General features: G+C 47.1%; 10 protein-coding genes and 1 pseudogene. 7 read left to right on the forward strand and 4 right to left on the reverse strand.

Annotation, left to right across the window (positions count from 1 at the left end):
- Nucleotides 1-25: 25 nt before the first annotated feature.
- The 4 genes and pseudogenes from C7120_RS03505 to C7120_RS03520 form a co-directional block, all read right to left on the reverse strand.
- Nucleotides 26-640: a flavin reductase gene (locus C7120_RS03505; RefSeq protein WP_107620372.1), complete on the reverse strand. Its 615-nt coding sequence runs from the start codon at nt 638-640 to the stop codon at nt 26-28.
- Between the two features lie 18 nt (nt 641-658).
- Nucleotides 659-1,732: an alpha/beta hydrolase gene (locus tag C7120_RS03510; protein WP_107620373.1), complete on the reverse strand. Its 1,074-nt coding sequence runs from the start codon at nt 1,730-1,732 to the stop codon at nt 659-661.
- A 12-nt stretch (nt 1,733-1,744) separates the two neighbouring features.
- A pseudogene (locus tag C7120_RS03515) lies at nt 1,745-2,583 on the reverse strand (aldo/keto reductase).
- Nucleotides 2,584-2,939: 356 nt separating this feature from the next.
- Nucleotides 2,940-4,112: a hypothetical protein gene (locus C7120_RS03520; RefSeq protein WP_107620374.1), complete on the reverse strand. Its 1,173-nt coding sequence runs from the start codon at nt 4,110-4,112 to the stop codon at nt 2,940-2,942.
- Nucleotides 4,113-4,242: 130 nt separating this feature from the next.
- Here C7120_RS03520 and cysS point away from each other — a divergent pair, with 130 nt between their 5' ends.
- Genes cysS through C7120_RS03555 form a run of 7 tightly spaced genes read left to right on the forward strand, consistent with a single transcriptional unit; the run spans nt 4,243 to nt 14,434 of the window.
- Complete coding sequence (gene cysS, locus C7120_RS03525; protein WP_107620375.1) at nt 4,243-5,733, forward strand: cysteine--tRNA ligase; 1,491 nt, start codon at nt 4,243-4,245, stop codon at nt 5,731-5,733.
- A 29-nt stretch (nt 5,734-5,762) separates the two neighbouring features.
- Nucleotides 5,763-8,612, forward strand: coding sequence for a leucine--tRNA ligase (gene leuS / locus C7120_RS03530; protein ID WP_107620376.1), 2,850 nt, complete (start codon nt 5,763-5,765; stop codon nt 8,610-8,612).
- Complete coding sequence (locus tag C7120_RS03535) at nt 8,609-9,568, forward strand: YitT family protein (protein ID WP_107620377.1); 960 nt, start codon at nt 8,609-8,611, stop codon at nt 9,566-9,568. The genes leuS and C7120_RS03535 overlap by 4 nt, the downstream gene beginning before the upstream one ends.
- The gene (locus C7120_RS03540) at nt 9,534-10,124 is read left to right on the forward strand and encodes a non-canonical purine NTP diphosphatase (RefSeq protein WP_107620378.1); all 591 of its coding nucleotides are present in this window, start codon (nt 9,534-9,536) and stop codon (nt 10,122-10,124) included. The genes C7120_RS03535 and C7120_RS03540 overlap by 35 nt, the downstream gene beginning before the upstream one ends.
- A gap of 17 nt (nt 10,125-10,141) precedes the next feature.
- Nucleotides 10,142-12,148, forward strand: coding sequence for a two-component regulator propeller domain-containing protein (locus C7120_RS03545; RefSeq protein WP_199220666.1), 2,007 nt, complete (start codon nt 10,142-10,144; stop codon nt 12,146-12,148).
- Complete coding sequence (locus C7120_RS03550; protein ID WP_107621370.1) at nt 12,124-13,389, forward strand: glycosyltransferase family 39 protein; 1,266 nt, start codon at nt 12,124-12,126, stop codon at nt 13,387-13,389. The genes C7120_RS03545 and C7120_RS03550 overlap by 25 nt, the downstream gene beginning before the upstream one ends.
- A 31-nt stretch (nt 13,390-13,420) precedes the next feature.
- Complete coding sequence (locus C7120_RS03555) at nt 13,421-14,434, forward strand: acyltransferase (protein ID WP_158267342.1); 1,014 nt, start codon at nt 13,421-13,423, stop codon at nt 14,432-14,434.
- The last annotated feature ends 370 nt before the right edge of the window (nt 14,435-14,804 follow it).

The raw sequence follows: 14,804 nt of genomic DNA on the forward strand, positions 1-14,804 counted from the left end.
TCCCTGCTCTTTGTGTGAGGCTTTGTCAATGGTTGTTCCTCCACGCCTTGGTGATTCGCCCGATATACTCGTGGTGAATGCCGTCGCGGAAGAGGCTGTAGAAGCCGGTTACGAGCGGGTCCTTGATGTTTTCGGCCTTAAACTGCGCGGCGTACATCACGCGGCACTCGATCACCATGTCGGCCTCTGCGTAGTAAGGCGTGCCCTTGTCGGTGTATTTCACATGCAGCCCCAGGGCTTTGGCCTTGTCGCCGTCGCGTCCGCTGTGGCGGCCCATGTACTCGAGCACGGTGTCGTTCTTGAATGTCATCACCGTGAAGTAGTCGTTGTTGTCCATAAAGGGACGGGTGTGGCGCTTGTCGGCCACATAGACCGTGAGTGAGGGATTAAGCCAATGGATGCCGAGACTTATCCAGCCGATGGTCATAGCGTTGCTCCCGTCTTTGTTACCGGCGCAAAGCAGCAGGGGATTGTCGAAAAGCCCGGCCGTCGTCTGCAACAGGCTGTCGTGGATGTCTATCTCGGTTGCGCCCTCGGGGATACGGCCGCCGTCTTGCGGATTTCGCAATTGCTGTGCGTCCACATCGGTAACAAACGCCGACAGGAGCACGGACAGCATCAAAACTTGAAGTTTTCCCATACAGATTCTCTTTTCTCTTTATTTCAGTTTCTCTTTAAAAAACGCGCATGCCTTCGCTGCGATGGGGTCCACATACTCCTTCACGTAATAGGTCTTGATGTGGGTTGCGCCGGGAATGATGAACAGTTCCTTGTCTACCGTGCCCGTAGCCTTGGCGAAGGCCTCTTCGGACATGTAGCGGCTGTCGGCCTTTGAGCCAGCCATGACGAGCAAAGGCTGAGTAATGAGGTCGGCATGGTCGGTGGCGTCCCATGCCATCGTCTCCATGAGCGAGCTCTTGAGGTAGGTGCCCGGCGCGTTGGGTGTCTTGTGTGTTACGGCGTAATAGAAATAGCCCTCACGGTAAAGGTCTACGGGCAGTTTGCGCGCCTCGTCGGGCGACATGCTGGCAAAGCCTGCCACTTCGGGCGTCGCGCCTGCCGCCTCTTTCTGCCTTGCCTGCGAAGCCTCGGCTTGGCGTTGGGCAATGGTAGCCCGTTGTGTGCGCATATAACCATTCCGGCGCACATCGCCCGTGTTGAACAGGCTCAGCGTGGCCACGGCCTTGATGCGCTTGTCGGCTTGGGCAGCCGCAAATGTGTAGCCGCCGCCTCCGCAGATGCCCAGTGCACCGATGCGTCCGCGGTCTACACCGGGATAGTTCTGTATGAAATCCACCGCCCCATAGATGTAGCCCATGCGATAGGCAGGCTTGTCGGTGCGGCGCGGTTCACCGCCGCTCTCGCCTTGGAAACGGGTGTCGAAGGCGATGGCAACAAAGCCTGCCTCGGCCAGACGCTGGGCATAAAGTCCTGCCACCTGATCCTTGCTGCCCCCATTGGGATGTGCCACCACCACGGACGCATACTTGCCCGCGGGCGTATAACCTGCCGGGGTGTACATGTTGGCTACGGCGTCGATGCCGTCTACCTTGTAATTCACTCGATGAATATTCACCTTTCCCCGTTCGTTCTTCTCGATGGCACCCTCGTAAACCAACCCCAGGGCGTTGGGCGTGAGCGTCGGACCCTCGTCTCCGTAGGTCTGCGCCTGCATGCTTGTTGTTGTTGTCATCACCGCTAAAACCAATGTTATGATTGCTTTTGTTCTCATATTCGATATCTTTTATCCGCGTGGCGCGAAACCCATGAACATCTTGGTGATTTCCGGATCGTGGTGGCTGGGCATGATGACGGGCTGTGTGGTGTCGAGCTTTAGTATCTCGGTCATCTCGGCATAGGTGAGCGTGAAGTCGAACAGTTGCAGGTTCTGCGCCATGCGTTCCTTGTGCACCGACTTGGGAATGACGATCACGCCGCGCTGCAACAGATAGCGTAGCGCCACCTGCGGTCCTGTCTTACCGTGCTTCGCGCCGATGGTAGCTAGCGTCTCGTTGGTGAAGAAGCCGTTCTTTCCCTCTGCCAGCGGTCCCCACGACATGTGGCGCACGTCCAATTCGTCCATATACTTGCGGGCTTCCACCTGCTGGAAGAACACGTGCGTCTCCACCTGGTTCACCGCCGGGACAATGTCCATGAAGTGACAGAGGTCGATGAGGTGGTCGGGATAGAAGTTGCTCACGCCGATGGCTCGCACTTTCCCTGCCTTCAGCGCGCTTTCGAGTGCGCGATAGGCGTTGTAGCGGGGTGTAGCAGCATGAGGTCGATGTAGTCGGTGCCCAGCTTGCGCAGGCTCTCGTCGATGCTCCGTGCGGGGGCATAGCCCTCGTAGTTGGACATCCATATCTTGTCTACCACGAAAATCTCTTCTCTCGGCACGCCGCTTTTGCGTATGGCGTGTCCCACGCCCTCCTCGTTCTGGTAGGCTTGTGCCGTGTCTATCATCCGGTAACCCACGCTCAGCGCGTCGACCACGCAGCGTTCGGCCTCATCGGGGGCCACCTGAAACACGCCGTAGCCCAGTTGCGGCATTTCCACTCCATTGTTCAGTTTCATCGTATCCATGATTCTCTTTTTGTTTGTGAATGATTTATGATTGCAAAGATAAGCAAAAAAGCAGTGTCGGCTTTACACAAAAGTCGGCTTTCTTTTCACTTTTCAGCGAAAAAGGCGGTTATCATTGCCAAAACTTGAGGGCTTGGTTTTGCAGAGACTTTACACCAAGTGTAATCCTTTCAGCAACCTCCTATAGAGTAAAACAGCCTGTTTTAGTCAGTGAAACAGCCTATTTTAGTCACTAAAACAGCCTGTTTTACTTTTCCGTGGATTGTCTTTTAAATTCAGGGAAACTGTTTCCCGCGTTCTTGGCCATCGGTTCCGACCGTCTTCCCTGTAAATGAGTATTCGAAGACCCGTCTTTTTTATTCAAAGAAACGATATGTTCTCGGCATTTTTTCCATGGCTACCCTATTTCTCTGATGCCGTTTCGACTCTATGGAGATAACGGCGGAATGCTTCTCGTGAGGAATGTCGTAGAGCAGCCGCAGGGGCTTCTCGGCCGTTCCCATGAGGCTCAAGGTAGCTTCTTTCGTGGAAAAATAAGCCACCAGCCGCTTCTTGGAGTTTGTCAATAATTTATCATAGCTCGAACGACTCTCATAATATTTATACGACACATACGACGGATAATAGGCCTCACCCCGCCGCTCAAATCGGATGCTGGTGTCTATCGTCCAATCCTCATAGCGCAAGCCGACAGCGGCCCTGACCACAGAAAGGACAAGGGAGTTCATCTTCTCGTCAAGGTTACACCGCAAGCCTGTGGAGCGCGAGACTTCGAGGACGGCGCAGCGAGCGGTGTCCATCGTCAGCGTTCCACGATCGTCGCCGTACTTCGGCGACCAGAAGACCAACTGTACGATATTTCTGTCTGCACCTCCGTAGGTCTCGTTCACCCTAAAGACATGCCGCCGAACAAACTTCCGGTCGATGGATGCCGCCGCATTCTCATAGAGCATCAGCTGCATGTCATAGAAATCCACGCCCGCGGTAGTGTCTTTATAGGACACCACATTGCTCTCCGGACACACCTGATACATGCTGTCCCTGTCTAAATTACGGAGCGAAGGCACATACATGATTCCCCTGCTTCGAAAGGCATAGGCCGCGGAGTCGCCGATGTTGCGCTTGTCATAGTCGTAGGCGGCATAGCTGTCTGCCGGCTGATACAGTCGCGATCGGACTTTCAGGAAACGCATAAGCTTTTCCTTTATCCATTCGGGCTCCTCATCCCTTACCGTAACCTCCGACAGAAACTGAACCTTAGGCTCCAGGAAAACGGTGTCCGTAAGGCTTCGCAGCACCACGGAACGATAGCTCAGATGGGATATCGTCAGCCGCTTGAAGGGAAACCGCACCACGGCCACGCCGTTGCTGTCCGACGAAGTGGCAAGAACGCCTTTCCCGTTGATCGTGTAAAGGCTCGCATGAGATACCGGAGTGCCGTTCACCTTGTCCCACACCACGCACCTCTCCTGTGCCGCGCACGAAACCGTGAAAAACAAACAGACCGACAGAATTCGGAAAAAACGCATTTAAATTATTTCTTTGAATACAAAGATAGCACATTCACGGCGATTTTGAAAATTATGAGCCTTATTTTAAAATTTTATCGTGAAATTAATGTATCTTTGCACCTAATTAATAAATAGTGTACAGAAAATCATGGGACAGACTTTGCTTATCTATAATACCCTTACCCGCCAGAAGGAGGTTTTCAAGCCCTTGCACGCACCGAATGTGGGCATGTATGTCTGCGGGCCTACCGTCTATGGCGACCCGCACTTGGGACATGCCCGGCCGGCCATCACCTTCGACATCCTCTTCCGCTACCTGAAGCATCTGGGATACAAGGTGCGCTATGTGCGCAACATCACCGATGTGGGCCATCTGGAGCACGATGCCGATGAGGGCGACGACAAGATAGAGAAGAAGGCGCGGCTGGAACAGCTCGAGCCAATGGAGATCGCGCAGTATTATACCAACCGCTACCACAAGGCGATGGAGCTGCTGAATGTGTTGCCGCCTTCTATCGAGCCACAGGCCACGGGTCATATCATCGAGCAGGAACAACTGGTGAAGCAGATTCTTGCCAACGGCTATGCCTATGAGAGCAACGGCAGCATCTACTTCGATGTGGAGAAGTATAACCGAGACCATACATATGGCATCCTCTCCGGCCGCAACCTGACTGACATCATCAATCATTCACGCAACCTCGCGGGAACGGAAGAAAAGCATAACCAGGCCGATTTCGCCCTCTGGAAAAAGGCGCGGCCGGAGCATATCATGCGCTGGCCCTCGCCCTGGAGCGACGGATTTCCCGGTTGGCACTGCGAATGCACGGCCATGGGAAAGAAATATCTCGGCAGCCATTTCGACATCCACGGCGGTGGCATGGACCTCGTTTTCCCGCATCATGAATGCGAGATAGCCCAGGCCGTGGCCTCACAGGGCGACCAGATGGTGCGCTACTGGATGCACAACAACATGATTACCATCAACGGACAGAAGATGGGAAAGAGTCTCGGCAACTTTATTACGCTGGAACAGTTCTTCACCGGCAACCACGAGAGCCTCGACCAGGCCTATTCGCCGATGACCATACGCTTTTTCATCCTGAGTGCCCACTATCGAGGAACCGTCGATTTCTCCAACGATGCGCTGAAGGCAGCGGAGAAAGGACTTGAGCGCCTGATGAACGGCATCGGCGACATGGAGCGCATACAGCCATCCAAAGAGAGCGATGCGACAACCCAGGCGCTCGTAAAAGACTTCGCCCGGAAATGCTACGAGGCCATGAACGATGACTTGATGACCCCGCTCGTCATCAGTAATCTATTCGAAGCCTGCAAGCTTATCAATACGATCATCGACCACAAGGCCTCGATCAGCGCCGAAGACCTCGACAAATTAAAGTCCACTCTGAATCTCTTCGCCTTCGACCTGCTCGGTTTGAAAAGTGAAAAGGGCGACAACAACGACGCCCGAGAAGAAGCTTTCGGCAAGGTGGTGGACATGGTATTGGAGCTTCGCGATAAGGCCAAGGCCGACAAAGACTGGACGACAAGCGACAAGATACGCGACGAACTCGCTGCCGACGGCTTCGAAGTGAAGGATACCAAGGATGGCGTTACCTGGAAATTGAACAAGTAATCTTATCAAGCTGATAATACGGAACAGAAATGGAATATAACTTCAGAGAAATAGAAAAGAAGTGGCAGAGGAAATGGGAGGAACAGCACACCTATCAAGTAACGGAGGATAAGCAAAAACAGAAATACTATGTGCTCAACATGTTTCCATATCCTTCAGGGGCAGGACTGCATGTTGGTCATCCGTTAGGCTATATCGCCTCGGACATCTACGCACGCTACAAGCGGCTCCAAGGCTTCAATGTGCTCAACCCGATGGGCTATGATGCCTATGGACTGCCCGCCGAGCAGTATGCCATACAAACAGGACAACACCCTGCCATCACCACCGAGCAGAACATCAACCGCTATCGTGAGCAGCTGGACAAAATCGGATTCTCATTCGACTGGAGCCGCGAGGTGCGCACCTGCGACCCTGTCTATTATAAATGGACACAATGGGCATTCCGGAAAATGTTCAATTCCTATTACGACAACGACCTGAAGAAAGCCCAGCCCATAGAAAACCTCATCCATCACTTTGAGGACAACGGCACGCTCGGCATGAATGTGTCGTGCTCTGAAGAACTTGTCTTCTCTGCTCAAGACTGGAGAAGCATGAACGAACACGAGCAGCAAAAGACCCTGATGAACTATCGCATAGCCTATTTGGGCGAGACTATGGTGAACTGGTGTCCAGGTCTTGGAACGGTGCTTGCCAATGATGAGGTCATCGATGGCGTTTCCGAGCGCGGCGGCTATCCGGTAATCCAGAAGAAGATGCGCCAGTGGTGCCTGCGTGTGAGTGCCTATGCGCAGCGCCTGCTCGATGGTCTGGACGAAATAGACTGGACTGATTCCCTGAAAGAGACACAGCGTAACTGGATAGGGCGGTCAGAAGGTACGGAAGTGGAATTTGCGGTAAAGGACAGCAATGTCAAGTTCACCATCTTCACCACCCGTGCAGACACCATGTTCGGCGTAACCTTTATGGTGCTGGCTCCAGAGAGCGAATATGTCGGAAAGGTAACAACGCCGGAGAAAAAGGAAGATGTCGACAAATATCTGGAGTATGTAAAGAAGCGCACCGAACTGGAGCGCATGTCAGACCGAAAGGTTACCGGTGTCTTTACAGGTTCCTATGCCATCAACCCATTTACGGGTGATGCCATCCCCATATATATATCAGAGTATGTGCTTTCAGGCTATGGAACAGGTGCCATCATGGCTGTTCCTGCCCACGATAGCCGCGACTATGCTTTTGCCAAGCATTTCAAGCTTCCCATCCTTCCATTGATTGAGGGGGCTGATGTGTCGGAGGAGAGCTACGATGCGAAAGAAGGCATTGTGATAAACAGTCCCGTTATGGGCAAGCAGACACCGTTCTCACTAAACGGACTTACCGTTCAAGAGGCCATTGCCGCTACCAAAAAGTATGTAACCGAGACCGGTCTTGGTCGTGTGAAGGTGAACTACCGTCTTCGTGACGCCATCTTCTCGCGCCAGCGTTACTGGGGTGAACCGTTCCCAGTATATTACAAAGAAGACATGCCCTACATGATTCCGGAGCAGTGCCTGCCGCTGGAACTACCGGAGATAGACAAGTATGAGCCCACGGAAACCGGAGAACCGCCATTGGGAAGAGCCAAGAAATGGGCATGGGACACCGTCAATAACAAGATTGTAGAGAAGAGCCTCATCAACAACGAGACGATATTTCCGATCGAACTCTACACCATGCCTGGTTTCGCGGGTTCTTCGGCTTATTATCTGCGATACATGGATCCAAAAGACGAGCATGCTCTCGTTGCCAAGAACATCGATGAATACTGGCAGAATGTAGACCTCTATGTAGGTGGAACGGAACATGCCACGGGCCACCTGATTTATTCTCGATTCTGGAATAAGTTCCTCCATGACTACGGCGTAAGCTGTAAGGAAGAACCATTCCAGAAACTCATCAATCAGGGTATGATACAAGGTCGTTCCAACTTCGTGTATCGTGTTAACAGCAATGATCACGATGCAGCTCCTGTATTCGTGTCTCTCGGCCTGAAAGATAAATATGAAACCACCCCCATCCATGTAGATGTCAACATCGTACATGCCGACATCCTCGACATCGAGGCTTTCAAGACATGGCGCCCTGAATACGAAAATGCGGAGTTTATCCTTGAAGATGGCAAGTATATATGCGGATGGGCCGTAGAGAAAATGTCGAAATCGATGTTCAATGTCGTTAATCCCGACATGATTGTAGAACAGTATGGGGCTGATACGCTGCGTCTCTACGAAATGTTTCTCGGCCCTGTAGAGCAGAGCAAACCTTGGGATACCAACGGTATTGACGGTTGCCATCGCTTCCTGCGGAAACTTTGGAACCTCTTTTATGACAACCGCACCGGCGCATTCCTCGTCAAGGAAGAGAATGCTTCGCCGCAAAGCCTGAAGAGCATGCACAGGCTTATCAAGAAAGTTACGGGTGATATTGAGAACTTCTCGTACAATACCGCCATCTCAGCATTTATGATTTGCGTAAATGAAATGGGTCAGCAGAAATGGCATAATCGTGAACTGCTCACCGATTTGATCATCCTCATTGCCCCTTTTGCACCACACATTGCCGAGGAACTCTGGGAAACCTTGAATATGAAAGGCAGCATATGCGATGCCCAGTGGCCTGCATGGAACGAGCAATACCTTGTGGAAGACAAGGTGCAACTTACCATTTCCTTCAACGGAAAGGCCCGGTTTCAGATGAAATTCCCAGCAAATACTTCTCATGAAGACATTCAGAAGGCTGTACTTACTGATGAAAAATCACAGAAGTATATGGACGGAAAGAATGTCGTTAAGGTAATTATTGTTCCTAAGAAAATCGTAAACATCGTGCTTAAATGACATTAGAGAGACAATATCTGTGGAGAGAAGCCAAGGATTATATTTTTATTACCTTGGGATTAATCCTCTATACTTTTGCCTGGACGGTATTTCTCCTACCCTACGAGATTGTAACGGGCGGTGTAACGGGAATGTCGGCCATCATCTTCTATGCTACCGGATTCCCCATTGAGAATACCTATCTCTTCATCAATATCGCCCTGTTGGGCGTAGCCTTGAAAATATTAGGTTTCCGATTTATGATGAAAACCATCTATGCCATCATCGCACTCTATTTCATGCTGATGTTTGCACAGATGCTGATGCCGAAAGACGCAGCGGGACACTTCATCAGAATACTCGGCGAAAATCAAAACTTCATGTCGCTCATCATAGGATGCTGCCTGACCGGAACTGCACTTGCCATTGTCTTCCTGAATAACGGAAGTACCGGAGGGACGGATATCATCGCGGCCTGCGTGAACAAATATCACAACTTCTCAATAGGACAGGTTCTGATTCTCGTGGATTTCCTCATTATTGGAAGCTGTTTCTTTTTCCCACAATTCGGAGAGATATTCGACCGGGCGCATAAAGTGGTGTTCGGCTTCTGCACCATGGTCATCGAGAATTTTATGCTCGATTATGTGATGAACCGCCGTCGCGAGTCTGTCCAATTCATGATTTTCTCAAAGAAATATCAGGAAATAGCCAATGCAATCGGTACTGAAATGGATCACGGAGTTACCATTCTTGACGGACACGGATGGTATACAGGACAAGAGATGAAGGTGCTCTGTATACTTGCCAAGAAAAACGAGAGCGTAAATATCTTTCGCCTCATCAAAATGATAGACCCAAATGCTTTCGTATCACAGAGTTCCGTCATCGGCGTATATGGTGAGGGATTCGATGAAATGAAAGTAAAAGTTCCGAAGCAATATGAAAATAGTTTTCGCGACGAACAACAAGAATAAGCTTCACGAGATTCGTGAGATATTGGGAAACAATTTTGAAATTGTATCCCTAAACGACATTGGATGCCACGAAGATATTCCCGAAACAGGCAATACACTCGAGGAAAATGCTCTTCAGAAGGCCAGATATGTCTATGACAAATATCATATTGACTGCTTTGCTGATGATACGGGACTCGAAGTGGAGGCTCTCGGCGGAGCACCGGGTGTACATAGTGCCCGCTATGCAGAAGGAACCGACCATGATAGTGAGGCCAACATGCGGAAACTACTATATGAACTGCGTTACGATAAAAATCGAAAGGCACAGTTCCGAACAGTTATCGCATTGATACTTCATGGTGAATTACACGAATTTGAAGGCTTGGTAAGAGGAAAAATCGGAACTGAGAAGCATGGCACGGAAGGCTTCGGATACGACCCGCTCTTCATTCCCGAGGGATATGACGAAAGCTTTGCCGAACTGGGAGATGATGTGAAGAATAAAATCTCTCATCGGGCAAGAGCCGTAAGGAAGTTGGCCGACTATCTTGTAAAAAGCCACCTTAAAACATAAAAACCGCAACGCTGAATATGAAGAAAATTATCCTGTCAATAATCCTGACAATCAATGCATCGCTTGCAGGTGCAACCGCCATCGGAACATGGAAGGCTTACATGGCCTATCATGATGTTACGGAGATTGAAAAAGGTGGGAATACGCTATATGTGCTTGCCTCAGGTAATTTATATTCATATAATGAAAACGACCAGAGCGTTCGGACTTATGACAAAATAAACCTCCTTTCCGACTGTGATATTGCGCACATTGCATGGTGTCAAGGTGCCAAACGGCTCGTCATCGCCTATCAGAATCAGAATATTGACTTGCTGGAACAGCAGGATAAAATTATCAATGTATCTGAATTCCATAGTAAAGCGATGACTGAAGATAAAACCATCCACAGCATAGACATTGACGGAGAGTATGCTTATATCAGCACGGGATTCGGAATTCTCAAGCTCAATGTCAGTAATGGTGAAATTTCAGATACCTATAACCTTGGTTTCCGGACAGATTATAGCTATACAGATGGTGGATACCTTTATGCGGCATCATCTACCAATGGTCTTTATCGTGGTAATCAAAGCTCTAATCTACTAGACAGAAACAATTGGAGCAGGGTAGGGGATTACATGGCAAAAAACAAAAATATCGATGCCAAGATGCTCAAGATGGTACAAAGCTTGAAACCCGGAGGCCCTAAATATAACTACTTCGGATTCATGAAATTCACCAATAACCGACTCTATACCTGTGGCGGAGGATATTATGTAACGAGCGATCTTATGCGGCCAGGATGCATTCAGGTGCTTTCAGACAATGACGAATGGACTGTTTATGAAGATGAACTAAAACAGAAGACAGGCGTTTCCTATGTTGACCTTTCCTGTTTAGACATTGATCCGAATGATAACAACCATGTCTTCGCAAGTGGAAGAACCGGACTCTATGAATTCATGAATGGAAAATTCGTAAAGTTCTGGAATAATGAAAATAGCCTTCTTGAATCTGCCATCTCAGCTTCCGATAAGGAATACATTCTTGTTTTGGGACTTGGATTTGACAAATCAGGCAGTCTCTGGTGTCTCAATAGTCAGGCTCCGCACCAGTCGTTACTAGAGTATACGAACGAAGAGAAGTGGATCTCCCACAGCAAGGAGGACCTGATGAAACTAAACGAGAAAAGCCTTGGAAAACTTACAAATATCTTTCAGGATAGTCGGGGGCTCATATGGTTTGGAAACGATCACTGGATAGTACCATCACTCTATGCCTACGAGTCTCTAAGTGATGATCTTAACGCTTTTACCTCTTTTAAAAATCAAGACGGAGAAACTGTCGGTGTAGCTTCCGTTCAATGTATTACTGAAGATAAAGAGCAGAACATATGGATAGGAACAAGTCTCGGTCCTCTCGTATTACAATCTTCCGAAATCACTGCCAAAAACTATATATTTCAACAAGTAAAGGTTCCTCGTAATGATGGAACGAACTTTGCAGACTATCTTCTGGATGGTGTCAACATCTCCGCAATCGTTATTGATAAAGTTGGAAGAAAGTGGTTTGGCACCAAAGGCGACGGCATTTATCTCATCAGTACCGATAATATGGTGCAACTGCAACACTTTACCACCGAAAACAGCAGGATCCTATCTAATAACATAGAGTCGATGGCCATCAATCCAACGACAGGAGAACTGTTTATAGGTACTGATAAAGGACTTTGCTCCTATATGAGCGACGCATCGGTAATGAATGAAATTATGACTACGGAAAATGTCTATGCATATCCTAATCCTGTAAGACCTGAATATACAGGTCCAATTACAATCGTAGGACTCAGTTATGATGCTGATGTAAAGATAGTAACTTCAAATGGAGTACTTATAAATGAAGGCAGGAGTAACGGCGGAACTTATATTTGGAATGGATGCGATCAAAAGGGAAGAAGGGTGGCCAGCGGTGTCTATATGGTTCAGACTGCAACACAAACAGGAGCAAAAGGAACTGTATGCAAAGTAGCTATCGTAAACTAACCATATTGTTTTTCCTATTCCTGGTTGCCATCCTGGCGATTTTCGGATATACTCCAACAAACGATGGTGCTGGATATATAGAATACGCAGAAACCTGTATTGAAACCGGAGAACCTTATCCATGTACCAATCTTATTAAAGGATATCCATTTATCTGGAATATTGGCGTGGTTAACCTTACGGCTTTATTCCTTTGGATATATCATTCCGTGTATCCTATCCTTCTGTTTTTCTGCCTCTTGAAAGCGCTAACAGGTCTTTTGATAGCCAAAATTGCAGAATCTATCTTCAATTCAAAAGTCGCATTAACTGCGTTTATCCTATATATTCTCTATCCGAACAACTGGGGCGAAGTTACTATGTTAAATTCAGAAACCCCGATGATATTCCTTGCCTTATTCGCATTTTATATCATATTGAGGAATTCAGAGAACACTCGATGGCTATTCCTTGGAGGAATGCTCATGGCACTGGCCAATTGGTTTCGTCCCATTGCTCTTATTTTCTTAGGATCAATAATCCTATATTATATTTTTCTTGAAAGAAAGAATATCATCCGAAAGACCACAGGAATCTTATCGGGATATATCCTCATCATTTTCCTTTTCGGTATAGAAAGTTATTCCAGGACCGGGTATTTCATCTACCAGGCAGAGTCATTATGGTTTAACATGGCTGAAGCTACTTATGAAACAAGCGTAAAACCACATTATAATACAGAGATGTATCCTGCGGGAACGGCACGATATATTGATAATATGAAGAACAAGACAGCCATAGAATGCGATAAGATTTGGAAAAAGAGAAGCCTTGATTGGCTTGAAAACAATAAGCTTAACTATCTGAGCAAAGTGCCGGGAAGGCTGGTCTATATGTATTTTAACGACATAGACAACATGACTTTCCTAATAAAGGATAAGTCAAAAGCAGAAAATAACTATATCACCCTGCCTTATAGAAATATTGTTTCTCAAATGAATAAGTTGAATGGTACACAAATAGCAGCGCTTATATGCATGCTTTTATATTACATCATCTTGCTTTTTGCTATATCAGGTACTATTACGCTATTAAGGAAAAAACATCTTAAGGACGCTTTTCTGCCACTTATCATCATTATAGGTGGGTCATTGGCCATTGTACTGGCTATTCATGGAGAGACTCGCTTCAAGGCTCCTTTTATGCCATTTATCTTTATGCTTGCCGCAATAGCTTTGTCGGAAAAAACAAAATTATCATAAAATGAATGCGATAAGATATAGAGATTCGAATATGGAACTGCTCAGAATCACGGCAATGCTTCTCGTGGTTCTCTTCCATATAGACTTTATTAACTTCAATTTTCCGGAAAACCAGCTGGATATCTTCAATCAGCCCCTCTCTGCCTACTTGAAGATATGGGGAGTTTGTGCTACTTATACCTGTGTTGATATCTTCATATTATTGTCCGGATGGTATGGAATACACCCTAAGAAGAGCCGTTTTCTGGAGTTTATCTTTCAGGTTTTATTCTATTCCTCAATATCTTATGCGCTGTTTCTGATATTCGATGAGGATGTAAAGTTTTCCTGGAATTTCTTAATACACATACTCATCACCGACGACTACTGGTTTATACCTATTTATATTATACTGTATTGCTTTGCCCCAGTACTCAATTATTTTGCGGAAAATGCCTCCAAACAGCAATTCGCCATTACGATCATCGCATGTCTTATCCTCCAATCCCTGTATGGATGGATAAGTCCTAAGGAAATGGGATTCTTAGAAGGCAGAAGTCCTTTCTCTTTCTTTATCCTCTATCTCCTTGCCCGTTATATACACCTGCATGCTGAACACCTGCGAAATTTGAACAAAAAACGATGCTCTGTGTTCTTTGTCCTTACTGTGTCAATTACGGCCGCAATCGCCTTCGTCGGCTATTTCAAAGGCATACCCTATATCATTGATACGATATTCAAGTTTTCCTCGCTCCTTACCATTGCCGCATCGGTTCTTGTCGTAGTGTTTTTCTACCAATGGAAAATAAGGTATAGCAAGCTTATCAACTGGATTGGCAGATCCTGTTTTGCGGTATTCCTCATCCATTGTTTCCCGTATTTCAGCGACAACATATTCCATTCCACCATCATGAATCTGTATAATCAGTTCACAGGAATTACATTTGCAGTCTTGGTCGTCCTTTTCGTCATATCCATTTATATACTGTCTATACTGATGGATCAGCTTAGGATTCTGATATGGAATAGCATTTATAGGCCAGATTTGAAGAAACAGGTCGGATAAGCAGCAATATATCACTAAAGTCTGACAGCATTTTTATAAACTTTCTAGTTTTCAATAGCACATCATCTATATATTTTTTATTTTTCTTTTTAAAAAAAAAGATGGATATGATGATAATGCGTGGAAAAGTGCAAAACTTTCTTTTAAAATATTTGGTGTTTCAGTTATTAGACTCTTTTGTGGTTTTATTGACCGGTTCCTCTCATTCTATAGTATTGATAATAACGAATTAAGAGCGGTTATCAACAATTTTTATTATTATGGATAGAGTCGATAATGGAGTTTTATTTTGTTTCTTTGAAACTGTGGAAAATATAAGAACAGCGTGTGGAAATCTCTTTGGATATTCACATTTGAATTTTCTTATCTT

The sequence above is a fragment of the Prevotella sp. oral taxon 376 genome (assembly GCF_003043945.1).
Classification (GTDB): domain Bacteria; phylum Bacteroidota; class Bacteroidia; order Bacteroidales; family Bacteroidaceae; genus Prevotella.